Genomic DNA, 22,385 nt, shown 5'->3' with positions numbered 1-22,385 from the left:
ATAAAAAAGGCCGCTGCAACAGCAGCGGCCGAAGTAAGACGTTGGATCAAGGAGCGATAAATCAACGTCAGTGAACACAGGTAACAGATTGAATACATTAGCCAATCCGTTGAAGTTCGACTTTTCTCCCGAAGCTGGAAGCGGGCGGTTTGCCCTGAAAGCCCGGTAAGAATAGTTGGTTGTAACAAAATGAGTAATAGCGCTTCATGACAAGGACTGTTACTCAATCTGCAATAGTCTTCAGGCGGGCCATCCATCCTCCTGATAACCCGCCATCCACCTGATCCATAGCCCTGTCCAAACCCCGGCCAGAGCCTCTGCTAATCCTTTCGAGCGACAGTGCGAATACCCCTTTGGTGCGCTTATCGCTCCTGACGAGCGGCAGTAGGGTGGGGCCTTCTGTCACTCACCGGGGAAGACGCATGACAAAAACAACAATGCGCGCCATCTTCACGCCACAGGCGCTGGCCACTGCGGTTGCGTTGGGCTGCTGCGCCCAGGCACAGGCTGCTTCGTTCAACATTGGCGAAATCGAAGGGCAATTCGATTCCTCGCTGTCGGTCGGCGCCAGTTGGGGCATGCGCGATGCCGACAAAAAGCTGGTGGGGATTCCCAATGGCGGAACGGGGCAGGCGTCTACCGGGGATGACGGGCGGCTGAACTTCAAGAAGGGCGAAACCTTCTCCAAGATTTTCAAGGGCATTCACGACCTGGAGCTCAAGTACGGCGACAGCGGCGTGTTTGTGCGCGGCAAATACTGGTACGACTTCGAACTGCAGGACGAAAACCGCGAATTCAAGCAAATCAGCAACAACCATCGCGACGAGGGCGCGCGCTCTTCGGGCTACGAGCTGCTGGATGCGTTCGTCTATCACAACTATTCCATCGGCGACTTGCCGGGCAACGTGCGTGTCGGCAAGCAGGTGGTGAGCTGGGGCGAGAGTACGTTTATCGGTAACTCGATCAACAGCATCAACCCGATCGACGTGTCGGCTTTCCGTCGTCCGGGTGCCGAGATCAAGGAGGGTCTGATTCCGGTGAACATGCTGTTCGCCTCCCAGAGCCTCACCAACCAGCTGTCGGTGGAAGGTTTCTACCAGCTGAACTGGGAAAACACCGTGGTGGATAACTGCGGCACATTCTTCGGTAACGACGTGGTGGCCCACGGCTGCAATGGCAACTACACCGTCGGCAGCCCGGCGATTGCGCCGTTGCAACCGGTGGCCGCAGCGTTCGGCCAAGGCTTCCAGGTGACGCGCGAAGGCGTGGTCGTGCAACGTGCTTCGGACCGTGAAGCCCGCGATGGCGGCCAGTTCGGCGCGGCGTTGCGCTGGCTCGGCGATGACACCGAGTACGGCCTGTACTTCATGAATTACCACAGCCGCACGCCTACTGTGGGCACGATCACCGCCAACACCAACCTGGCCACCATCGGGCGTATCGCGGCGACCGCCAACGCCATCGCACCCGGCAGCGGCTCGGGCCTGGCCCAGAGCACGATGCTCGGCCGTGGCCAGTATTACCTCGATTATCCGGAAGACATTCGCCTGTACGGCGCGAGTTTCTCCACCACCTTGCCTACCGGCACGGCCTGGACCGGCGAAATCAGCTACCGCCCGAATGCTCCGGTGCAACTCAACACCACCGACTTGACCCTGGCGCTGGTCAACCCGATTGCCGGCCAAACCGCCTCGCCGATCCGCAGTTCGTTCGGCTCGGATAACTCCGGCTACCGGCGCAAGGAAATCACTCAGATCCAGAGCACCATGACCCAGTTCTTCGACCAGGTACTCGGCGCCGAACGCCTGACCCTGGTGGGCGAGGCGGCGTTTGTGCACGTCGGCGGGCTGGAGGCCAAAAGCAAACTGCGCTACGGCCGTGATTCGGTGTACGGCGCCTACGGTTTCGGCGGCGACACCGATGGTTTCGTCACGGCCAACTCCTGGGGGTATCGCGCCCGGGCAATCCTTGACTACAACAACGTGTTTGCCGGGGTGAACCTCAAGCCCAACCTGTCGTGGTCCCAGGACGTCAGTGGCTATGGCCCCAACGGCCTGTTCAATGAAGGCGCCAAGGCGATCAGCGTCGGCGTGGATGCGGACTACCGCAACACCTACACCGCCAGCCTGAGCTACACCGACTTTTTTGGCGGTGACTACAACACCCTCACCGACCGCGACTTTGTCGCCCTCAGCTTCGGCGTGAACTTCTGACTTGGTTTAAGGAAGGACAAGAACCTATGCGTAAGATATTTGCAGTGATGGCCCTGAGTTTGCTGGCGGCCCACGTCATGGCCGCCGTGTCGCCCGAAGAGGCCGCCAAGCTCGGCACCAGCCTGACGCCGGTGGGCGCCGAAAAAGCCGGCAACGCCGATGGCTCAATCCCGGCCTGGACCGGTGGCATCCCGAAAAACGCCGGCGCAGTCGACAGCAAGGGCTTTCTCGCCGACCCATTCGCCAATGAAAAACCGCTGTTCGTGATTACTGCCGCCACGGTGGACAAGTACAAGGCCAAACTCTCCGACGGCCAGGTGGCGATGTTCAAGCGCTACCCCGAGACCTACAAAATCCCGGTGTACCCGACGCACCGCACGGTCAACCTGCCGCCGGACATCTATGAGTCAATCAAGCGCAGCGCGCTGAATGTGCACGCGATCAACGACGGCAACGGCCTGGAGAATTTCACCGGCAACCGCTACTACGCGTTCCCGATTCCCAAGAATGGCGTGGAAGTGCTGTGGAACCACATCACCCGTTACCACGGCGGCAACCTGAAACGCATCATCACCCAGGCCACCCCGCAGACAAACGGCAGCTACACGCCGATCCGCTTCGAAGAAGAAGTGGCGGTGCCTCAGGCCATCCCGGATATCGACCCGGCCAAGGCCGCCAACGTGTTGAGCTTCTTCAAGCAATCGGTCACCGCCCCGGCGCGGTTGGCGGGCAACGTGCTGCTGGTGCACGAGACCCTCGACCAGGTGAAAGAGCCGCGCCTGGCCTGGATCTACAACGCTGGCCAGCGCCGTGTGCGCCGCGCGCCGCAAGTGTCCTATGACGGACCGGGCACGGCCTCCGACGGCCTGCGTACCACCGACAACTTCGACATGTTCTCCGGCGCCCCCGACCGCTATGACTGGAAACTGGTCGGCAAAAAAGAGATGTACATCCCCTACAACAGCTACAAGCTCGACTCACCGGCCCTCAAGTACGACGACATCATCAAGGCCGGGCATATCAACCAGGACCTCACCCGTTACGAGCTGCACCGGGTGTGGGAAGTGGTCGGCACCGTCAAGCCAAGCGAGCGGCACATCTACGCCAAGCGCCACATGTACATTGACGAGGACAGCTGGCAAGTCGCGCTGGTGGATCACTACGACGGCCGTGGCCAGTTGTGGCGTGTTGCCGAAGGCCATGCGCAGTTCTATTACGACCACCAGGTGCCGGCCTACACCGTGGAAACCCTGTACGACATCATCGCCGGGCGCTACATCGCGCTGGGGATGAAGAATGAGGAGAAAAGCAGCTTCGTGTTCGGCTTTGCGGCCAAGGCGGCGGATTACACACCGGCGGCTTTGAGGTCTGCGGGCGTGCGCTGATCCCGGGTCGAATTGGGCTCAATGGTGGGAGCGGGCTTGTTCGCGAAGGCGGTGTATCGGTCTCAGAAGTCGATGACTGACACGCCGTATTCGCGAACGAGCCCGCTCCCACATTGGCTTTTGTGCATGGTCATTAATCACCCCGCTGAATACTTCTTCAACAACCGCCGACCACAGGACTACGGTAGGCGTCAGGTTGCATAACAATAAAAACGCAGGATGCAGCAATGACCGCCATGACACGCTGCCTGGACCGTCCTGGATTCATGCCACGGCTGTCCGCTCACCATCTGTTGCGCCCGCGCCTGGCCGAGCCTTTGCTCGCCGCGCCCGTCAGGGTCAAGTTGCTTTGCGCGCCGGGCGGCAGTGGCAAGAGTGCGTTGCTCGCAGAGTGTGCGTTGCAGGCGCCGAAAGGTTGCCAGGTCTATTGGCTGCCGCTCAATGGCGCGGTCCTCAGCCCCCACGAATTTTGTCAGCGCCTGGCGCACAACCTGGGGCTGCCCTTTGTCGATGAAGCCACTTTGTTGCTCGACCTCAGCCGCTGGCAGCACGCGGCGTGGGTATTTCTCGATGACTTCTGCCGTCTGCCCGCGCCTGGGCTGGACGCGTTGCTCGATCGTTTACTCAACGTCGCCAGCCCGGCGCTGACCTGGTGGCTGGGCGCGCGACGGCGGCCGCTGTGCAACTGGCCACGGCTGTTGCTCGACGACGCGTTGCTGGAGTGCAGTGAGTTGGCATTCAGCCCCGCGCAGGTCCAGCAATTGCTGGGCCCCGGGCAGACTGTCGACAGCGTGATGCAGTTCAGTGCCGGTTGGTGTGCGGGCGTGCGTATCGCCTTGCTGGGCGATGGGCACCCGGACAAGACCTTGCTCGACTACCTGCAACATGAGCTCTTCAGTACCTTGCCGGCCGAACTGGCCGATGCCTGGCGTGTGCTGGCGCATCTGCCGCGTTTCAACCCGAACTTGTGTGAGCACCTGTTCGGTGCTGGCGACGGCGCTCAGTACCTGCGGGATTTGCAGGCACTCGGTGCATTTATCCAGCCATGGGAAGACACCGCCGATTGGCTGCACGTGTTCCCGCCGCTGGCGCGATTGCTCTGCAATGAGCCCTGGCCGGCCAAGCGCTCGTGGCATCGGCGTGCCTGCCAGTGGTTTACCGCCGAGCGCGACTGGCAAGCCGCGTTTGAACAGGCCTTGCTGGCCGAAGAGTACGAAGTGGCGGTGAGTTTGTTACAGCACTTCAGTTTTGAAGACCTGTTCCGCCAGCAGAATGCGCTGCTGCTGTTGCGCCTGCATGAAGAGCATGGCGATGACTTGATGCTCGGTTCTGCGCAGCTGGTGGGGCTGGTCACGGCGGCGCTGCTGTTTGCCGGGCGTTTTGACCAGGCGGGCGTGTGCATCGACCAGCTTGCCCGCTTTGCCCCGCAACCCAGTGCAGCGCAACAGCGGCATTTGTTGGCCCGCTGGCAGGCGCAATGGGGTTGGCTGTTGCATCTGGGCGGCGATGCCGAGCGGTCCCGCGAGCATTTTCTGGAAGCCTTGCAAGCCTTGCCCGATAACGCCTGGACGTCGCGCGTCATGTGCCTCTCGGGCCTGACCCAGCAAGCCTTGCTGCGCGGTGAATTGGACGTGGGCCAAACGCTGAACCGCGAAGCCCTGTGCCTGGCGCGGGCCCACGGCTCGTTGGTACTGGAGGCGTTGCTGGAACTGGACCACGCGCAATTGTTGGAACAACGCGGTGCCCCGTATCGCGCGCAAAGCCTGCTGGAAAATGTGCAGGCGATGCTCTTGCAGCAGCGGCTCAAGGCCGGGCCATTGGTCGGGCGCATCGCCCTGCGGCGCGGGCATTTGGCGCTGCGCCAAGGGCAGGACGCACTCGCCAGCGAGTGTTTCGACGCCGGGTTGACGATGTGCCTGCACAGCCAGGACAAACGCGTGCTGTACGGGTTTCTCGGCCTGGCACTGCTGGCAGCCAACCATGGCGATTACGCCCAGGCCTTTATCCAACTGCGCGACGCCGAGCGCTTGATGCAGCAACGCCAAGTGCCGGAATCGGTGTATCGCGCAGTGCTGCTGTTGGTCAGTGGGCACTTCTGGTTACAGCAGGGCCGCGCCGACTTGACCGTGGAGGCGGTGCGCCGGGTGTTGCGCCACTTCCGTGGGCCGCAGGCTCGACAGGCACCGCCGGCCACGCTGGAATTGATTCCACGTCTGGAGTATTTGCTGGTGCTGGCCGAGGTGCGGCTGGGCTGCGCCGACCAACCCATGGTGCGGCTCAATGCCTTGCTGCACACCGCCCAGCAACGCGGCATGCTGTGCCTGGAAACCGAATTGCACCTCGTGCTGGGCGAAGTGGCCTGGCGCGTGGGCGATGCGGCGCTGGCCCGCCACGCCCTGCAAACCGGTTTGGAACTGGCCGCGCGTTGTCAGGTGCAACAGGCCATTCGCGAACTGCGCTTGCGCGCTCCTGGGTTATTGAGTGAGCTGGGGTTGGAGACGCAAGCGTCGCCCGGCGGCGTGGCGGAGAACCCCTTGAGTCAACGCGAACTGGAAGTGCTGCATTTGATCGCCCTTGGCAACTCCAACCTGGAAATCGCCGATCGGCTGTTTATTTCGCTGCACACCGTCAAGACCCACGCGCGGCGTATTCACAGCAAACTCGGCGTGGAGCGGCGCACCCAGGCGGTGGCCAAAGCCAAGACGTTGGGCTTGATGAGGGGGTGATGGTTCAGGCGGTGCAGAACGCTTGGCGGTATTCACCGGGCGTTGCGCCCATGGCTTGGCGAAAACGATGGGTGAAGTGGCTGGCGCTGGAGAAACCGCACATCCAGGCAATGTCACCGAGGGGCAGGGCGCCACTGCGCAACAGGGTCTGTGCCCGAACCAGCCGTCGTGACAACAGGTATTGATGGGGCGGCAAGCCGAAGCTTTGGCGAAACATCCGCGCGAAATGGTATTCCGACAGTGCGCAGAGACCGGCCAGTTGCCCCAGGCTGATCGGGTCCTCCAGGTGGTGATCGATGTAGTCCACCAACAGCCGCCGCTGATGCGCGGCCAACCCGCCTTTGAGGCGCAGGCCATCACGCGCACCGACCTGGCTGAGCAAGGTGTGGCTGAGCATTTCATGCGCCAGGCTGCTGGTCAGCAGGCGCTCGGCGGGCTCGTGCCAGTTGAGGGCGATCAATTGGTGAAAGCGCCGCGCCTGGCTTGCGTCTTCGAGAAAAGTGCTTTCGCGCAGTTGCAGTTCACGCGGTTCGCGGTCGAGCAGGGTGACGCAGCCGAGGGCGAACTGTTCCGGGCTGAAATACACGTGGGCCAGGCGAATTTCGCCGTTGATCACCCAGGCCGACTGGTGTTCGGCCGGCAGAATACACAGCTTGTCGGGGCCGCCCTTGGTGCCCGGCTGGTCGCGACGAAAGGTCCCGGTGCCGCCGCCGATGTAGCAGGACAAGGTGTGATGGCTGGGCGCCTGGTAGTCCTGCGAGTCGTGATGGTTGCTCCACAAGGCCGCAGACAAGCCGTCACCGAGCTCGGCGCAGGCTTCCAGGCGAGCGTTGGGCGAGCGGTTGAGGGCTTGAAAGACTTGCAGGGATTCCAGATCAGGCATGGTGTGTACTCTCCGACGCCTTGCATCCTACTCCGCGTCGCTGGCGCTGTGAGCCCACTGCCCAACAAAAGCGCAAGAATCTGCAAGAGCGCTCCCGGCCTGGCGGGTGACACTGTGGCTCAATCGACGGAGCCCGCTATGAACCTTTTTCTGTATTTACTCACCGTGCTGATCTGGGGCACCACTTGGATTGCACTCAAGTGGCAATTGGGCGTCGTGGCGATTCCGGTGTCGATCGTCTACCGCTTTGGGCTGGCGGCGTTGGTGTTGTTTGCACTGTTACTGCTGAGTCGTAAGTTGCAGGTGATGAACCGCCGCGGGCACCTGATCTGCCTGGCGCAAGGCCTGTGCCTGTTCTGCGTCAACTTCATGTGCTTCCTCACTGCCAGCCAGTGGATTCCCAGCGGCCTGGTGGCGGTGGTGTTCTCCACGGCCACGCTGTGGAACGCGCTCAATGCGCGGGTGTTTTTTGGCCAGCGGGTCGCGCGGAACGTGTTGCTGGGCGGCGCGCTGGGGTTGATGGGCCTGGGGTTCTTGTTCTGGCCGGAATTGGCCGGGCACACCGCCAGCCCACAGACGTTGCTCGGCCTGGGGTTGGCCTTGTTGGGCACGATGTGTTTCTCGGCAGGCAATATGCTCTCGAGCCTGCAGCAAAAAGCCGGGCTCAAACCGTTGACCACCAATGCCTGGGGCATGGCGTATGGCTCGGCGATGCTCGCGACCTACTGCGCGGTGCGCGGGATTCCGTTCGAGATGGATTGGAGTGCGCGTTATGTCGGCGCGTTGTGGTACTTGGTGATTCCGGGGTCGGTGATTGGGTTTACCGCCTACCTCACGCTGGTCGGCCGCATGGGGCCGGAGCGCGCTGCGTACTGCACAGTGTTGTTCCCGGTGGTGGCGCTGAACGTGTCGGCGTTCGCCGAGGGTTATCAGTGGACGGCCCCGGCGCTGATGGGGTTGGTGCTGGTGATGTTGGGGAATGTGCTGGTGTTTCGTAAGCCCAAGCCTGTGAGTCCTGTCTACAAAGCGAAGGCAATCTAATGTGGGAGGGGGCTTGCTCGCGAAAGCGGTGTTTCAGTGCCAGAGTTGTTGCCTGACACGCCGCATTCGCGAGCAAGCCCGCTCCCACATGGACCGAGGTGTCTACCGCCGCTTACCAAGCCCGTTGGTTTATTTGAGGCCCAGGCGCTTGGCCATGCGGCCCAGGTTGGCGCGGTCCAGGCCGAGTTCGCGGGCGGCGCTGGCCCAGTTGTGCTGGTGGCGCTCCAGGCAGGCGCTGATAACCTGGCGTTGGTAATGTTCGGTGGCCTGGCGCAGGTCGCCGGCGACAACCGGGACCGCATCGGCCTGGGCTTCGATCACCGGCGGCGCGCTGACGTCAGGCAGGTCGAGGTCTTGCGCATTCAAGCTCAGAATCTTCGGACGTTCGTGGCAGTTACCCAGGGCCTTGAGTGCGCTGCGGCCGATCAAATGTTCCAACTCCCGCACGTTGCCCGGCCAGTTATAGGCCAACAATGCCGCCTGGGCATCGCTGCTCAGGCGCAGGCTGCCCAAGCCCATACGTGAGCGGTTCTGTTCCAGGAAGAACCCGGTCAGCAGCAGCACGTCGCGCCCACGTTCACGCAGCGCCGGCACTTGCAGCGGGTACACGCTCAGGCGGTGATAGAAGTCGGCACGGTAGCGACCATTGCGCACTTCCTCGGCGAGGTCGCGGTTGGTGGCGGCGATCAGGCGCACATCCACCTGATGCTCCTTGTCCGAGCCGAGGCGCTGTAACTGGCCGCTTTGCAGTACACGCAGCAGTTTGGCCTGTACGGTCAGCGACAACTCGCCGACTTCATCCAGAAACAAGGTGCCGCCGTTGGCCAGCTCGAACTTGCCGCGACGCTCGTTCAGTGCGCCGGTAAAGGCGCCACGCACATGGCCAAACAGTTCGCTCTCCACCAGGGTTTCCGGCAGGGCGGCGCAGTTGAGGCTGATCATCGGCTTATCTGCACGCGGCGACGCGGCGTGAATCGCTTGGGCCACCAGCTCTTTGCCTACGCCGGTTTCGCCGGTGATCAGCACGGTCAGGTCACTGCCGCCGACCAGTTTGATTTCCTCGACCAGGCGCTTGTGCGCCTTGCTCTGGCCGATCATTTCCTTGTGCTGCTGGCCGCTGGCCTGGCGGTAGATCTCGGCGCGCTGATGCTCATCGTCGGCGCGTAACGCCAGACGCTCGATACGTTCGGCAACGGTGACCGTGGCCGCCGCCAGGCTGGCGAAGGCTTGCAAGGCATCCAGTTCAACACGCTCGAAGCGCTCGGTGTCCAGCGCGTCGAGGGTCAGCAGGCCCCAGGGTTTGTCGTCGATAAACAGTGGGCAGCCCATGCAATCGTGCACGTGCAGGTCGCCGTGCAGGCCCTCGACCAAACCGTCGTAGGGGTCGGGCAGTTCGCTGTCGCTGTCGAAACGGGTAGGCCCGGGGCTGCTCAGCAGCACGGCGAAGCGTGGGTGTTCGCTGACCTTGAAGCGTCGACCAAGGGTGTCGGCGCTCAACCCATCCACCGCCAGAGGCACCAGCCACTCACCATCCAGGCGCAACAACGCCGCGGCGTCGCACGGCAGCAGGGCGCGCATGGCGTGCAGCAGGCGCCGATAGCGCTCGCCTTCGGACAATTCGCGAGAAAGGTCGGCGACCAGCGGCAGCAGGGTGGTGAGCAGCGATTGTGCAGTCATAATGACTCCTTGTAGTCCTTATGACTATATTGTGTTGCGGGTCATATTGACTACTTAATATTTAACTAATTGAAAATTAACGAATAATAAGTTGGCATGAATACTGAGTAAGTACAGGCATTCAGTAAGAAGACCCAGGAGTCTGCCATGCTTAGTGCCCAAGACCGTGCCATCGTCAAATCCACTGTGCCCTTGTTGGAAAGCGGTGGCGAAGCGCTGATCACGCATTTCTATCGCATGATGCTCAGCGAATACCCGCAGGTTCGCCCGCTGTTCAACCAGGCCAATCAGGCCAGTGGCGACCAACCCCGCGCGTTGGCCAACGGCGTGCTGATGTACGCGCGGCATATCGACCAGTTGGACCAACTGGGCGATCTGGTTGCCAAGATCATCAACAAACACGTGGCTTTGCAGATCCTCCCGGAGCATTACCCGATCGTGGGCACCTGCCTGTTGCGCGCCATCTACGAAGTGCTCGGCAGCGAGATTGCCACGCCTGAGGTGCTGAGCGCCTGGGGCGCCGCCTACGGCCAGTTGGCCGACATCCTGATTGGCGCCGAAGCGGCCATCTACGACGAAAAAGCTCAGGCCCCGGGCGGCTGGCGCGGTGCGCGGCCGTTCCTGCTGGTCAAGCGGGTGGAGGAAAGCGATGAGATTACCTCGTTCTATTTTGCCCCCGTGGACAACGGTCCGATCCTGGCCGCTGCGCCGGGCCAGTACATTGGCATTAAGCTGACGGTCGACGGCGAAGAAGTGCGCCGTAATTACTCCCTGTCAGCCTTGAGCGACGCGGGCCTTTACCGCATCAGCGTCAAACGCGAGGCCGGTGGGCGGGTGTCCAACTTCCTGCATGACCAGTTGCTGGTTGGCGCGACCGTTGAGCTGTTCCCGCCGTCGGGTGAGTTCACCTTGGTGGCCAACGATAAACCGCTGGTGTTGATCAGCGGTGGCGTGGGCATCACCCCGACGCTGCCAATGCTCGAAGCGGCGTTGGCCACTGAGCGCCCGGTGCACTTTATCCACTGCGCGCGTAACGGCGGGGTGCATGCGTTCCGTGACTGGGTGGACGCCCTGGCGGCCAAGCATCCGCAACTCAAACGCTTTTACTGTTATGCCGAGGACGACGGCGTAAGCCCGGCGGCGGACAAGGTCGGCCTGCTGAGCCAAGCGCAACTGGCGGCATGGTTGCCCGAGCAGCGCGACCTGGACGCCTACTTCCTTGGCCCTAAAGGCTTCATGGCGGCGATCAAGCGCCACCTCAAGGCTTTGGGCGTTCCCGAGCAGCAGGCGCGCTACGAGTTCTTCGGCCCGGCTGCGGCGCTGGAATAATTGTCCGGAAACGACGCTGCCCAATTGTGGGCGCGGGCTTGCTCGCGAAAGCCCTGGATCAGTCACTTAACATGTCGACTGACACGCCGCCTTCGCGAGCAAGCCCGCTCGCACATTGCTCCTCCATTTGCCGCTGATTAATCTGCTGTTAACCCCCTTCTGTTTTAACCATCCCCTGTGTGTAAACTTGCGGCCATCTGGCATTAACCATAATCAGGTAAGGGAAACGGGGATGAGTGACGAATTGCGTATAGGCAGGGAGCGGCGCTTTCTGGTGTTGCTGGGCATCATCTGCCTGGCGCTGATCGGCGGCGCGCTGTACATGCAAGTCGTGTTGGGCGAGGCGCCGTGCCCGCTGTGCATCCTGCAGCGCTACGCCTTGTTGTTGATTGCGATATTTGCGTTCATCGGCGCCGCCATGCGCCGCAAGGGCGCGGTCACGCTGTTTGAAGGGTTGGTGGTACTCAGTGCGCTGGGCGGCGTCGCTGCGGCCGGCCACCATGTGTACACCCAGTTCTTCCCGCAAGTCAGCTGCGGCATCGATGTGCTGCAGCCGATTGTTGATGACCTGCCGCTGGCCAAGGTGTTCCCGCTGGGCTTCCAGGTTGATGGCTTCTGCAGCACGCCTTACCCGCCGATCCTCGGCCTGTCCCTGGCGCAATGGGCACTGGTGGCGTTCGTGCTGACGGTGATCCTGGTGCCGTTGGGCATTTACCGGAATCGCCGACCCAACGCCTGAGTCTGTTCACTGAAACGCCCCGCTCTTCCTTAAAGGAAGGCCGGGGCGTTTTTGTTCGTAGGGATTTGTGAAAGTGCTGTGACGCGCAGCAACTTGAGGTGCGCGCAGTGTGCGACATGTTGTCACACGGAAGCTGCCGCAGGACGTTTCTGCTGTGCCGGACCTTCGCATAAATTTGCGCCAGGAAGCCAAATTGTGCTGTCAGTTCGTGGTTTGAATGACGCCGCGAGCGCCGCGTGGTTCCAGCGCTTCGGTGATGTCCGAATGCCTTGTTTTATGGGGACTTGGATGCGTTTTGCATGCCCTTACAGCGTGTAAGGGTTGAGTGGCTGTGCTGAATAACACGGCAATTTTTGTGGTTTTTGTGGGGAATCGAACACGATAAGATCGCGAACCTTTGCAGGAATGGTGAAGGATTGTTGCTGGAATCGATAAAAATTATTTCTTTATAAGACATGGTTTATACATCGCTAGCTAACTACAATCGCCCGCACTGAATGTCCGGTGCTGTTCAATCTTTGAGCATTGGAGCGGTCGAGGGGCAGATGGATGGCTCTGTGCGACCCCAGGTTCCGGCAGCCTTTCAACTTTCCGCACCAAATGGAATTGGTCTGTAACAAGGCCTTTAACCACGAAATCGAATAAGAACTCACCGCAGGTCCGTGACACGTCCATTTATGGCGTACCGGGCAGGCTCTTATTCAATCGAAGAGAAATGCCAACCCTTGGCAGGGTGAAGTGTTGGCGATCAAAACCCAACTGCATTGCGCAAGCTGCTTTAGAGGTCGTGAGATGAGTAAAAACAGGTACCCCCGATTACTAGGCTTTTTGCCGCTGCTTGGCATGATGTTAATGCTGGGAGGCTGCAAGTGGACCTTGCTCGACCCAAAAGGACAGGTCGGTCTGGATGAACGAAACCTGATCATCACCGCCACCCTGCTGATGCTGCTGGTCGTGGTCCCCGTGATCATCATGACCTTCGCCTTCGCCTGGAAATACCGCGCGTCGAACACCAGCGCGACCTACGCGCCGAAGTGGTCGCACTCCACCAAGATCGAAGTCGCAGTGTGGCTGGTGCCGATCCTCATCATCATTGCCCTGGGCTATGTGACCTACAAGTCCACCCACGCACTGGACCCGTACCGTCCGCTGGAATCCGACGTCAAACCGATCAACATCGAAGTGGTCGCGCTGGACTGGAAGTGGCTGTTCATCTACCCGGACCTGGGTATCGCGACGGTTAACGAAATCCAGTTCCCGGAGCACACTCCGCTGAACTTCAAGATCACCTCCGACGCCGTGATGAACTCGTTCTTCATCCCCGCTCTGGGCGGCCAGATCTACGCAATGGCAGGCATGCAGACCAAGCTGCACCTGATCGCCAACCAGAAAGCTGAAATGGAAGGCATCTCCGCTAACTACAGCGGCGCTGGCTTCACCGGCATGAAATTCAAAGCGATCTCGACGAGCCAGGAAGATTTCGACGCCTGGGTAGCCAAAGTCAAGGCCGCACCTAAACAGCTTGATCAAGCTGAATACGATGCCCTTGCCAAACCAAGCCAGAACAACCCCGCCACTCTGTACTCTGCGTACACGCCGGACCTGTTTCAGAAAATCGTCGACAAGTACGAAGGTATGAAGCCAGGCAAGCCGGTCAAGCACGAGAAGAAAGAAGTGGCCGTGGTTGAAGGTTCTGACACGGGCTCGCATTCAACTGCTGGGGCAGAGGAGTAAACGATGTTTGGTAAATTAAGTTGGGATGCGGTCCCGTTCCACGAGCCGATCGTGATGGTGACCATCGCCATGATCGCGCTGGGTGGTCTGGCACTGTTTGCTGCAATCACGTATTTCAAGAAATGGACCTACCTGTGGACCGAGTGGTTGACGTCTGTCGACCACAAGAAAATCGGTGTCATGTACGTCATCGTTGCCATGGTCATGCTGCTGCGTGGTTTTGCCGACGCCATCATGATGCGTACCCAGTTGGCCATGGCCACCGAGGGTTCGCCTGGCTACCTGCCGCCTGAACACTATGACCAGATCTTCACCGCTCACGGTGTGATCATGATCATCTTCATGGCGATGCCATTCTTCACCGGCTTGATGAACCTTGCCTTGCCGCTGCAGATCGGTGCGCGTGACGTTGCCTACCCGTTCCTGAACTCCCTGAGCTTCTGGCTGCTGGTGTCCGGCGTGGTGCTGATCAACCTGTCCCTGGGCGTCGGCGAATTCGCCAAGACCGGTTGGGTTGCGTATCCGCCGTTGTCGGGTATCCAGTACAGCCCTGGCGTGGGTGTGGACTACTACATCTGGGCGCTACAGTTATCAGGACTCGGGACGACACTGACGGGGGTCAACTTCCTGGCCACCGTCCTGAAAATGCGCGCCCCTGGCATGAAACTGATGGACATGCCGATCTTCACCTGGACCTGCACCTGGGCCAACGTCCTGATCGTGGCTTCGTTCCCGATCCTGGCCGCTACCATGGCGCTGCTGTCGCTTGACCGTTACCTGGATTTCCACATTTTCACCAACGAACTTGGTGGCAATCCAATGATGTACGTGAACCTGTTCTGGGCATGGGGTCACCCTGAGGTGTACATCCTGATCCTGCCAGCGTTCGGTATCTTCTCTGAAGTGATCTCGACCTTTACCGGCAAGCGCCTGTTCGGTCACCACTCGATGGTCTACGCCTCCGGCGCGATCTCCGTACTGGGCTTCATGGTTTGGCTGCACCACTTCTTCACCATGGGCTCGGGGGCAAGCGTCAACGCCTTCTTCGGCCTGGCGACGATGCTGATTTCCATCCCGACGGGGGTGAAGCTATTCAACTGGCTGTTCACCATCTACCACGGCCGTCTGCGTATCACCAGCCAGGTTCTGTGGACCCTGGGCTTCATGGTGACCTTCGCTATCGGCGGCATGACTGGCGTACTGCTGGCCATTCCGGGTGCTGACTTCGTCCTGCACAACAGCCTGTTCGTGATCGCTCACTTCCACAACGTGATCATCGGTGGTGCGGTATTCGGTTACATCGCTGGTTTCAGCTTCTACTTCCCGAAAGCGTTCGGCTTCAAGCTGCACGAAGGCTGGGGCAAGGCTGCATTCTGGTTCTGGATCTCGGGCTTCTTCGTCGCGTTCATGCCGCTCTATGCACTGGGCTTCATGGGCATGACCCGTCGTCTGAACGCTACGACCAACCCTGAGTGGGTGCCGTACCTGTACGTTGCCATGTTCGGTGCGTTGATGATCGCTGCCGGTATCGCCTGCCAGTTGATCCAGCTGTACGTGAGTATCCGTGACCGTAAGCAGAACGCTTGCGAATCCGGCGACCCATGGAATGGCCACACCCTGGAATGGTCGACTTCGTCGCCACCGCCGTTCTACAACTTCGCTGTGATTCCTACTGCGAACACGATCGATGCGTTCACCGAAGCGAAGGAAGACGGTACTGCGTACCAGCAACCCAAGCACTACGAGCCGATCCACATGCCGAACAACACCGCCACTGGCGTGGTGATGGGCGCGCTGTTGACCGTGTTCGGTTTCGCGATGATCTGGCACATCTGGTGGCTGGCAATCGTGGGCCTGGTTGGCACTATCGGTTACTTCATCATTCACGCTGCCCGTGATGATCAAGGCTACATGGTGCCGGTCGAAACGATCGAGCGCATCGAAGCCGAGCAACACGCTCGCCTGGTAGCCGAGAAGAAAATCCCGGCCAACCGTGTAGAAACCTCGTTGGAACAGGCTTAAACCATGTCGAACTTAGTGACCAATGCTGGACACGCCCATGTCGATGACCATGGGCACGATGACCATCACCACGACTCGGGGCCAATGACCGTATTCGGTTTCTGGCTCTACCTGATGACCGACTGCATCTTGTTTGCGTCGATCTTCGCGGTGTACGCGGTACTGGTAAACAACGTAGCGGGTGGCCCGTCGGGCCACGACATCTTCGAACTGCCTTACGTGCTCGGCGAAACCGCCTTGCTGTTGTTCAGTTCGATCACCTACGGCTTCGCCATGTTGGCCTTCTACAAGGGCAACAAGAAAGGCGTACTGAGCTGGTTGGCACTGACCTTCCTGTTCGGCCTGGGCTTCATCGGCATGGAGATCAACGAGTTCCACCTGCTGATCTCCGAAGGCTACGGCCCGCACCGTTCCGGCTTCCTGTCCGCGTTCTTCACGCTGGTAGGCACCCACGGTCTGCACGTAACTGCCGGCCTGCTGTGGATGGCGGTGATGATGTATCAGGTCAATAAACACGGCCTGACCAACACCAACAAGACTCGCCTGAGCTGCCTGAGCCTGTTCTGGCACTTCCTGGACGTGGTCTGGATCTGCGTATTCACCGTCGTCTACTTGATGGGGACCCTGTAATGGCTAATGCACACTCCCATGACCATGACAGCCATGATGCGAGCCACGGCAGCGTAAAGTCTTACGCTATCGGCTTCATCCTGTCGGTAATCCTGACCCTGATCCCATTCGGCCTGGTGATGTACCCAACCTTGCCGAAGTCGATCACCTTGATGATCGTCCTGGCGTTCGCGGTGATTCAGGTGCTGGTTCACCTGGTGTACTTCCTGCACCTGGACCGCTCCAAAGAGCAGCGCGATAACGTGATTGCATTCGTGTTCGCAGGTCTTGTGATCCTGCTGCTGGTTGGCCTGTCGATATGGATCATGTTCAGCATCCATACGTTCATGATGGCGAAGTGAGGTAAGACCCGATGTCGCTTAAGCACTTTATCCAAATCACCAAACCGGGGATCATTTTCGGTAACGTGCTTTCTGTGGCAGGCGGTTTCTTCCTGGCCTCCAAGGGACATGTCGATCTGGCCATCTTCCTGGCTGCAATGATCGGTACGTCCCTGGTGGTAGCTTCCGGTTGTGTGTTCAACAACTGCATCGACCGCGACATCGACATCAAGATGGAGCGCACCAAGAATCGTGTGCTGGTCCAGGGCCTCATCTCCCTGAAGCTGGCACTGATCTACGCGACCGTCCTGGGTGTTGCCGGTGTGGCACTGTTGTACAAGGTGGCCAACCCGTTGGCGGCGCTGTTTGCCGTGATCGGTTTTGTTATCTACGTCGGCCTTTACAGCCTGTACCTCAAGCGCAAGTCGGTTCACGGCACGCTGGTGGGCAGTCTGTCGGGGGCGATGCCGCCGGTGATTGGTTATGTGGCTGTGACCAATAGCTTCGACATGGCCGCGCTGGTGCTGCTGGTGATGTTCAGCCTGTGGCAGATGCCGCATTCCTATGCCATCGCGATCTTCCGCTTCAATGACTACCTGGCTGCTTCGATTCCGGTTCTGCCGGTCAAGCGTGGCATCGAGGTCGCCAAGAAACACATCCTGCTCTACATCCTGGCCTTCCTCGTGGCGACCTTGATGTTGACCTTCAGTGGCTACGCCGGCATGAGCTACCTCGCCGTCGCCGCCGCCATGGGCATGTACTGGTTGTACATGGCCTGGACCGGCTACAAGGCAGTGGATGACACTGTCTGGGCGCGCAAACTGTTCGTGTTCTCGATCTTCACCATCACCGCGCTCAGCGTGATGATGTCCCTGGATTTCCAAGTACCGAAAGAGCTGTTGCTGACCTACGCTCACTGATCGTTCATGCATTAAAAAACCCCGCCTTCGCAAGAAGCGCGGGGTTTTTTATGGCATGCCCTTTAAACTATTCCCACCTTCTACAAATGCAGGAAGCAACGTGATGAGTAAAAAAGCCGTTATGGTATTCAGTGGCGGGCAGGACTCGACCACTTGCTTGATCCAGGCGCTGCCGCTGTATGACGAAGTGCACTGCATCACCTTCGACTATGGTCAGCGTCACGTGGCGGAAGTTGAAGTCGCACAGCGCTTGGCGCAACAACTGGGGGCCACCGTTCACAAAGTGATGGACGTGTCCTTGCTCAACGAGTTGGCCATCAGCAGCCTGACCCGCGACAACATTCCCGTGCCGACCGTGAACAGCTCGGGTGAAAGCCTGCCAAGCACCTTTGTGCCGGGCCGCAATATCCTGTTCCTGACCTTGGCGTCGATCTACGCCTATCAGGTTAAAGCTGAGACCGTGATTACCGGCGTGTGCGAAACCGACTTCTCGGGCTACCCCGATTGCCGCGATGAGTTCGTCAAGGCGCTGAACACGGCGCTGCAACTGGGGATGGATTACACGCTGCGCCTGGACACCCCGCTGATGTGGCTGAACAAGGCCGAGACCTGGGCGCTGGCTGACTACCACCACCAACTGGAACTCGTGCAGCACCAGACCCTGACCTGCTACAACGGCATCATTGGCGCCGGTTGCGGCCAGTGCGATGCGTGCAACCTGCGCGCGCGAGGCTTGAATGACTACCTGCAGAACAAGGCGAGTGTCATGCAGAGCCTGAAGCACAAGCTGCAGCTGAGCTAAATCAGCCGACGGCTGCCTCGTCATACTCCTTTGTACGTGCTGCGTGAATTCAGCACCCGCCTACAAGGAGTTGCCCATGGTCAGTGTCAGTCGCCGCTCCCTTCTCGCCTTCGGCGCCGCTTTGCCGGTGCTGGGGCGCCTGGATTGGGCGGTTGCCGGCCCGCCACCGGCCACGGCTGACACGGTGCGGCTCAACTATAACGAAAGCCCCTACGGCCCCTCGGACGCCGCCCGCGAGGCGATGCAGCGCGGTGTCGGCAGCTCCGGGCGTTACCCCTACGAACACATGTATGCCCTGGCTGGTGTGTTTGCCCGCCAGCAAGGCATTGCCGAAGAACAGGTCGCGGTATTCGCCGGTTCCATGGCCGCCTTGCGTTATGCCGTCGTGGCGTTTACCAGCGCGAGCCGCGGGCTGGTGATGGCCACGCCATGCTACGAAGTGCCGCGCCAGGCGGCCGAATCGTGGGCGGCGCCGGTGCGCGAAGTGAGCCTCGATACACATCACGCCCATGATGTGCCGGCCATGCTCGCCGCCGATCCCCAGGCGGGCATGCTCTACCTGTGCAACCCCAACAACCCGACCGGCACCGTCACACCCACCGACGCGATCCGCCAAGCGCTGGCGAACAAGCCCCAAGGCAGTGTGCTGGTGGTGGACGAGGCCTACATCGACTTCTCGGACGCCCAAAGCTGTGTCAGTTGGGTCAAGGACCACGACGATTTGCTGGTACTGCGCACCTTCTCGAAAATATACGGCATGGCCGGCGCACGCCTGGGGCTGGCAATCGGCAACCCGGCACTGCTGGAGCGTCTGGCGGTGTTCGGCGGCGACAATGTGCCGGCTGCCTCCACGTTACTCGGTGCCCGGGCAAGCCTGGAAGACCCCAAGCTGCTCGCGCAACGCAAGGCGCTCAACACCCAGCTGCGCGATGAAAGCGTGGCGTGGCTCAAGGGCCGAGGGTTTACTTGCACCGCGTCGCAGAGCAATTGCTTCATGATCGACGTAAAGCAACCGGCGCAGCAGGTCATCGATACGCTGGCCGCACACGGCGTGCTGGTCGGGCGGGTGTGGAAAGACTGGCCGCAATGGGTGCGGGTGACGGTGGGGAGCAAGCAGGAGATGGCGCGTTTTCGCGAGGTGTTTGCGGCGACTGTTTGAACTGCCGCCGATCCAACGTGGGAGCCGGCAAGCCCGCTCCCACCTGTTGAGTCCCGCTGGGTTACAGGCAGCGAGTTACTGCTGCGCGATGCTGTACCCCTCAAACGCAGTCTGTTGCTGCAGTGCAGTAATCACGCTCTTGCGGCTCAACGGCTGCTCTGCGCCGGTGTTATCCACAAAGCTTTCGACCTCCAGCTCCGCGTCATCGCCATCACCCACAAAGCTGAAACCCAGGAACTCGAACGCCTCGCGGTCAACATTGAGCTTGGAGCGCGGCGTGCGCAGCGGCAGGGTGACGCTGATGCCGTCCTTGCTGATGACAAACACTTCGGCTTCTTTCTTGGCCCGTGACGCTTTGCTCTTGCCGGCGCTCGGGTTGCTGATGGCCTGGTGGGACTGGTTCAGCACTTTGAGGGCCAGGCCGTAGACCAGCTCCTGGAACTCGGGGTCGTCCTTGAAGCTGGACAAGATGCGGCTGATGGAAAATTTGCTGCTGAGGTCTTCCAGGGCGATGTTGTCGGCGGCCTCGGCATCTTTGAGTTGCTTGAGCTGGCCCATCAGGTCGTAGGCCTTGTCGTCGTCGAAGGCGTCGTGGGCTTGGCGGATCGCCACGCGCAATTCGCGGATCTGGTCGCTTTCCTTGGAGGTGTGAAACGCGTCCAGCACCATTTCGCTGATGATCTTGGCGGCAGGCACATGCTGTGAAAGATTGATGGCGTTTTCGTATTCGGCCTTGGAATGCAAGGCGACTACGGACTCTTCGGCGGATTTTTCAGTGTAAGAATCGGACATTAAAATTTCACTACTTCAATAAACGGAACAAAAAAGCGTCGCGCATTTTCAGTGGGTAGAGGGATCAGGTCAAGGCAGCACAATGCCCTTATCGCGGCGCAACACGGCCAGCGCCCGCTGCAGCCGTATGGCCCGCCCACAGAACAGACCGACGGTAAACCCGGACACACCGCCGACCGCCACCAGCATCGGGTGCGTGCTCAATAGCAGCGGGTGCACCGCCTGCTGGTAGCCGAAGTAGTACTTCACGGCAAAGAATAGTTGCGAGATCAGCAGGGTCTTCCAGGTGCCCGCCAGCACCAGGGTGTCGCCATTGGCGTCGAGCCACGCGCCCCGTGCGTTGAACAGCCACATCCCCAGCAGGCTGCCTGCCAGTGCGCCGGCAACCCAGGCGCTGCTCGACAGGATGGACGGTGCCAGCGACATCAGCGACCACACCACCAGCACCACCGGCAGGATCATCAACGAGCGACGAGTCTCGCGCCCGCCCAGGCAGGCCTTGATACCGTAGTAACAAATCCACAGGTAAATGGCGTACACCCAAAGGGGCGTGCCTTGGAGGATATCGAGCATGGGCGCTTCCGTGCGGTGGGTGGCTAGGCGCTGAATAGTCGTTGAGCCGCTACGGGGTTGTCCATCGAATTGGCACCGGCGCGCAACTACAGGCCACGCCGGACAACGTCAACGTGACCTACGCCAAACAATCCACGCGATCAAGCCAACTGCTTGAGGCAGTCCTCCAGAATATCCAGGCCTTCCTCCAGCACGGCGGGCTCGATGGTCAGCGGCGCCAGCAACCGGATGATATACCGCGACTTGCCGCTGGGCATCAGCAGCAGGCCGGCATCCCGCGCCAGGCTGAGCAGTTGGGTCAGTTGCCTGGGCGCGGGCGTGCCGTCGGCATTGGCCAGTTCGAGGCCGCGCATGGCACCGACGCCGGTCAGACGGCCCAAATAGGGCGACAGGCGCTGTTCGCGCCAGGCGGCGTAACGGCTGACGATGGCTTCTTCCTGCTGTGCACCCCAGGTGCTCAAGTGCGCATCGGTCATTGCATCCAGCGTTGCCAAGCCGGCTGCGCAAGCAATCGGGTTGCCGGAATAGGTGCCGCCCAAGCCGCCTTTGGGCAAGTTGTCGAGCAGTGCTTTACGCCCGACCACCGCGCCCAGGGGCACGCCGCCGGCGATGCTTTTGCCGAGCAGGATCAGGTCCGGTTCGATACCCAGGCGCGAGAACGCAAACCGCTGGCCGGTACGCCCGAACCCGGACTGGATTTCATCGGCGATCAGCAGGATGTTTTTCTCGTCACAGAAGCGGCGCAAGGCGTGTGCGAACTCGATATCCAGGGCCAGAAAACCGCCTTCGCCCTGCACCGGTTCGATGATGAAACAGGCGACATCGTCGACGTCGATTTCAACGCTGAACAGCCGGTCCATGGCCTTGAGTGCCTCCCCGCAGGTCACGCCGTTGTCGGCGCTGGGGTAGGGCAGGTGATACACCGGGCCGGGCAGCACACCGATTTTTTGCTTGTAGGGCGCCACCTTGCCATTGAGGTTGAGCGTGGCCAAGGTGCGGCCGTGGAAGGCGCCGTCGAAGGCAATCACCGCCGTGCGGCCAGTGGCGCCACGGACGATCTTCAAGGCGTTTTCCGCCGCTTCCGCGCCACTGTTGGTGAGCATGCCGCTGACGGGGTAGCCCACCGGGATAAACGCGGTCAGGCGGTCCATCAGTTCGATATAGGGCGCGTGCGGCGCAGCATTGAACGCGTAGTGGGTAAGTTTGGTCGCCTGTTCACGAATCGCCGCCACCACGCCCGGATGGCAATGCCCGAGGTTGAGCACGCCGATGCCGCCGACAAAATCGATGTAGCGCTTGCCCGTGGTATCCCAGACTTCAGCGTTCTTGCCGTGGCTGAGGCTGATGGGGTGAACAATGGAAATCGACTGGCTGATGGTTTCGCGGCTCATGAATCTCGGACTCGGCAATGACGGGCTTCTATTTATCTAAGCCGCCTGC

At 60.5% G+C, this 22,385-nt stretch carries 18 protein-coding genes and 1 pseudogene; 13 read left to right on the top strand and 6 right to left on the bottom strand.

All coding sequences use genetic code 11. The features are described 5' to 3' along the window. The first annotated feature begins 422 nt into the window (after window positions 1–422). The 3 genes from A7D21_RS28680 to A7D21_RS28670 all read left to right on the top strand — a co-directional run bounded on the left by A7D21_RS28680 (window position 423) and on the right by A7D21_RS28670 (window position 6,324). On the top strand, window positions 423–2,213 hold the full coding sequence (locus tag A7D21_RS28680) for a DUF1302 domain-containing protein (RefSeq protein WP_069553271.1): 1,791 nt from the start codon (window positions 423–425) through the stop codon (window positions 2,211–2,213). A 26-nt stretch (window positions 2,214–2,239) separates the two neighbouring features. After that, the gene (locus A7D21_RS28675) at window positions 2,240–3,598 is read left to right on the top strand and encodes a DUF1329 domain-containing protein (RefSeq protein ID WP_069553270.1); all 1,359 of its coding nucleotides are present in this window, start codon (window positions 2,240–2,242) and stop codon (window positions 3,596–3,598) included. A 227-nt stretch (window positions 3,599–3,825) separates the two neighbouring features. Then, a complete protein-coding gene (locus A7D21_RS28670; protein WP_069553269.1) occupies window positions 3,826–6,324 on the top strand; it encodes a LuxR C-terminal-related transcriptional regulator in 2,499 nt (832 codons plus the stop codon). A 4-nt stretch (window positions 6,325–6,328) separates the two neighbouring features. Here the strand turns inward: A7D21_RS28670 and A7D21_RS28665 are convergent, their stop codons facing one another. Then, window positions 6,329–7,207, bottom strand: a complete 879-nt coding sequence (locus tag A7D21_RS28665) for a helix-turn-helix domain-containing protein (protein ID WP_069553268.1) — start codon at window positions 7,205–7,207, stop codon at window positions 6,329–6,331. 138 nt (window positions 7,208–7,345) lie between these two features. Here A7D21_RS28665 and A7D21_RS28660 point away from each other — a divergent pair, with 138 nt between their 5' ends. Next, a complete protein-coding gene (locus A7D21_RS28660) occupies window positions 7,346–8,248 on the top strand; it encodes a DMT family transporter (RefSeq protein ID WP_069553267.1) in 903 nt (300 codons plus the stop codon). A gap of 129 nt (window positions 8,249–8,377) precedes the next feature. Here A7D21_RS28660 and norR read toward each other — a convergent pair whose 3' ends face one another. Further along, the gene (norR, locus tag A7D21_RS28655; RefSeq protein WP_053257919.1) at window positions 8,378–9,925 is read right to left on the bottom strand and encodes a nitric oxide reductase transcriptional regulator NorR; all 1,548 of its coding nucleotides are present in this window, start codon (window positions 9,923–9,925) and stop codon (window positions 8,378–8,380) included. A gap of 147 nt (window positions 9,926–10,072) precedes the next feature. Between norR and hmpA the strand changes: the two genes are divergently transcribed. Next, window positions 10,073–11,254 carry an NO-inducible flavohemoprotein gene (gene hmpA, locus A7D21_RS28650; protein WP_053257918.1) on the top strand — a complete coding sequence of 394 codons (1,182 nt, stop codon included), beginning with the start codon at window positions 10,073–10,075 and terminating at the stop codon, window positions 11,252–11,254. A 232-nt stretch (window positions 11,255–11,486) separates the two neighbouring features. Then, window positions 11,487–11,993 carry a disulfide bond formation protein B gene (locus A7D21_RS28645; protein ID WP_053257917.1) on the top strand — a complete coding sequence of 169 codons (507 nt, stop codon included), beginning with the start codon at window positions 11,487–11,489 and terminating at the stop codon, window positions 11,991–11,993. Between the two features lie 474 nt (window positions 11,994–12,467). Here A7D21_RS28645 and A7D21_RS36710 read toward each other — a convergent pair. Continuing rightward, a pseudogene (locus A7D21_RS36710) lies at window positions 12,468–12,758 on the bottom strand (hypothetical protein). A gap of 27 nt (window positions 12,759–12,785) precedes the next feature. On the opposite strand from A7D21_RS36710, the gene cyoA reads away from it, so the two are divergent. From cyoA to A7D21_RS28610, 7 genes are all read left to right on the top strand, one after another. Beyond that, window positions 12,786–13,727 (top strand): ubiquinol oxidase subunit II, encoded by a 942-nt coding sequence (gene cyoA, locus A7D21_RS28640; protein ID WP_053257916.1) that lies wholly within the window; start codon window positions 12,786–12,788, stop codon window positions 13,725–13,727. 3 nt (window positions 13,728–13,730) lie between these two features. Next, window positions 13,731–15,749: a cytochrome o ubiquinol oxidase subunit I gene (cyoB, locus tag A7D21_RS28635; RefSeq protein ID WP_053257915.1), complete on the top strand. Its 2,019-nt coding sequence runs from the start codon at window positions 13,731–13,733 to the stop codon at window positions 15,747–15,749. A 3-nt stretch (window positions 15,750–15,752) separates the two neighbouring features. Next, window positions 15,753–16,379: a cytochrome o ubiquinol oxidase subunit III gene (locus tag A7D21_RS28630; RefSeq protein ID WP_010206435.1), complete on the top strand. Its 627-nt coding sequence runs from the start codon at window positions 15,753–15,755 to the stop codon at window positions 16,377–16,379. Continuing rightward, complete coding sequence (gene cyoD, locus A7D21_RS28625; protein ID WP_010206434.1) at window positions 16,379–16,720, top strand: cytochrome o ubiquinol oxidase subunit IV; 342 nt, start codon at window positions 16,379–16,381, stop codon at window positions 16,718–16,720. The genes A7D21_RS28630 and cyoD overlap by 1 nt, the downstream gene beginning before the upstream one ends. 11 nt (window positions 16,721–16,731) lie before the next feature. After that, the gene (gene cyoE, locus A7D21_RS28620) at window positions 16,732–17,619 is read left to right on the top strand and encodes a heme o synthase (RefSeq protein ID WP_053257914.1); all 888 of its coding nucleotides are present in this window, start codon (window positions 16,732–16,734) and stop codon (window positions 17,617–17,619) included. A gap of 103 nt (window positions 17,620–17,722) precedes the next feature. After that, entirely contained in the window at window positions 17,723–18,421 is a 699-nt protein-coding gene (queC, locus tag A7D21_RS28615) for a 7-cyano-7-deazaguanine synthase QueC (RefSeq protein WP_069553266.1), read from the top strand. Window positions 18,422–18,497: 76 nt separating this feature from the next. Further along, entirely contained in the window at window positions 18,498–19,580 is a 1,083-nt protein-coding gene (locus tag A7D21_RS28610) for a pyridoxal phosphate-dependent aminotransferase (RefSeq protein WP_069553265.1), read from the top strand. Between the two features lie 75 nt (window positions 19,581–19,655). Here the strand turns inward: A7D21_RS28610 and A7D21_RS28605 are convergent, their stop codons facing one another. From A7D21_RS28605 to A7D21_RS28595, 3 genes are all read right to left on the bottom strand, one after another. Continuing rightward, window positions 19,656–20,372, bottom strand: coding sequence for a hypothetical protein (locus tag A7D21_RS28605; RefSeq protein WP_069553264.1), 717 nt, complete (start codon window positions 20,370–20,372; stop codon window positions 19,656–19,658). Window positions 20,373–20,441: 69 nt separating this feature from the next. Next, window positions 20,442–20,945, bottom strand: coding sequence for a DUF6622 family protein (locus A7D21_RS28600; RefSeq protein WP_053257911.1), 504 nt, complete (start codon window positions 20,943–20,945; stop codon window positions 20,442–20,444). Between the two features lie 140 nt (window positions 20,946–21,085). After that, window positions 21,086–22,336, bottom strand: coding sequence for an aspartate aminotransferase family protein (locus A7D21_RS28595; protein WP_069553263.1), 1,251 nt, complete (start codon window positions 22,334–22,336; stop codon window positions 21,086–21,088). Between the last annotated feature and the right edge of the window lie 49 nt (window positions 22,337–22,385).

The organism is Pseudomonas sp. AP19 (genome assembly GCF_001728855.1).
GTDB lineage: Bacteria > Pseudomonadota > Gammaproteobacteria > Pseudomonadales > Pseudomonadaceae > Aquipseudomonas > Aquipseudomonas fluorescens.
Note: the sequence above shows the minus strand (reverse complement) of the source record. Positions and strands in the feature narration are given on the sequence as shown.

What these genes read in the sequence shown, in the direction of transcription:
- A7D21_RS28680 (WP_069553271.1), top strand. Translation starts at nt 423, where the DNA reads ATGACAAAAACAACAATGCGCGCCATCTTCACGCCACAGGCGCTGGCC.
- A7D21_RS28675 (WP_069553270.1), top strand. Translation starts at nt 2,240, where the DNA reads ATGCGTAAGATATTTGCAGTGATGGCCCTGAGTTTGCTGGCGGCCCAC.
- A7D21_RS28670 (WP_069553269.1), top strand. Translation starts at nt 3,826, where the DNA reads ATGACCGCCATGACACGCTGCCTGGACCGTCCTGGATTCATGCCACGG.
- A7D21_RS28665 (WP_069553268.1), bottom strand. Translation starts at nt 7,207, where the DNA reads ATGCCTGATCTGGAATCCCTGCAAGTCTTTCAAGCCCTCAACCGCTCG.
- A7D21_RS28660 (WP_069553267.1), top strand. Translation starts at nt 7,346, where the DNA reads ATGAACCTTTTTCTGTATTTACTCACCGTGCTGATCTGGGGCACCACT.
- norR (WP_053257919.1), bottom strand. Translation starts at nt 9,925, where the DNA reads ATGACTGCACAATCGCTGCTCACCACCCTGCTGCCGCTGGTCGCCGAC.
- hmpA (WP_053257918.1), top strand. Translation starts at nt 10,073, where the DNA reads ATGCTTAGTGCCCAAGACCGTGCCATCGTCAAATCCACTGTGCCCTTG.
- A7D21_RS28645 (WP_053257917.1), top strand. Translation starts at nt 11,487, where the DNA reads ATGAGTGACGAATTGCGTATAGGCAGGGAGCGGCGCTTTCTGGTGTTG.
- cyoA (WP_053257916.1), top strand. Translation starts at nt 12,786, where the DNA reads ATGAGTAAAAACAGGTACCCCCGATTACTAGGCTTTTTGCCGCTGCTT.
- cyoB (WP_053257915.1), top strand. Translation starts at nt 13,731, where the DNA reads ATGTTTGGTAAATTAAGTTGGGATGCGGTCCCGTTCCACGAGCCGATC.
- A7D21_RS28630 (WP_010206435.1), top strand. Translation starts at nt 15,753, where the DNA reads ATGTCGAACTTAGTGACCAATGCTGGACACGCCCATGTCGATGACCAT.
- cyoD (WP_010206434.1), top strand. Translation starts at nt 16,379, where the DNA reads ATGGCTAATGCACACTCCCATGACCATGACAGCCATGATGCGAGCCAC.
- cyoE (WP_053257914.1), top strand. Translation starts at nt 16,732, where the DNA reads ATGTCGCTTAAGCACTTTATCCAAATCACCAAACCGGGGATCATTTTC.
- queC (WP_069553266.1), top strand. Translation starts at nt 17,723, where the DNA reads ATGAGTAAAAAAGCCGTTATGGTATTCAGTGGCGGGCAGGACTCGACC.
- A7D21_RS28610 (WP_069553265.1), top strand. Translation starts at nt 18,498, where the DNA reads ATGGTCAGTGTCAGTCGCCGCTCCCTTCTCGCCTTCGGCGCCGCTTTG.
- A7D21_RS28605 (WP_069553264.1), bottom strand. Translation starts at nt 20,372, where the DNA reads ATGTCCGATTCTTACACTGAAAAATCCGCCGAAGAGTCCGTAGTCGCC.
- A7D21_RS28600 (WP_053257911.1), bottom strand. Translation starts at nt 20,945, where the DNA reads ATGCTCGATATCCTCCAAGGCACGCCCCTTTGGGTGTACGCCATTTAC.
- A7D21_RS28595 (WP_069553263.1), bottom strand. Translation starts at nt 22,336, where the DNA reads ATGAGCCGCGAAACCATCAGCCAGTCGATTTCCATTGTTCACCCCATC.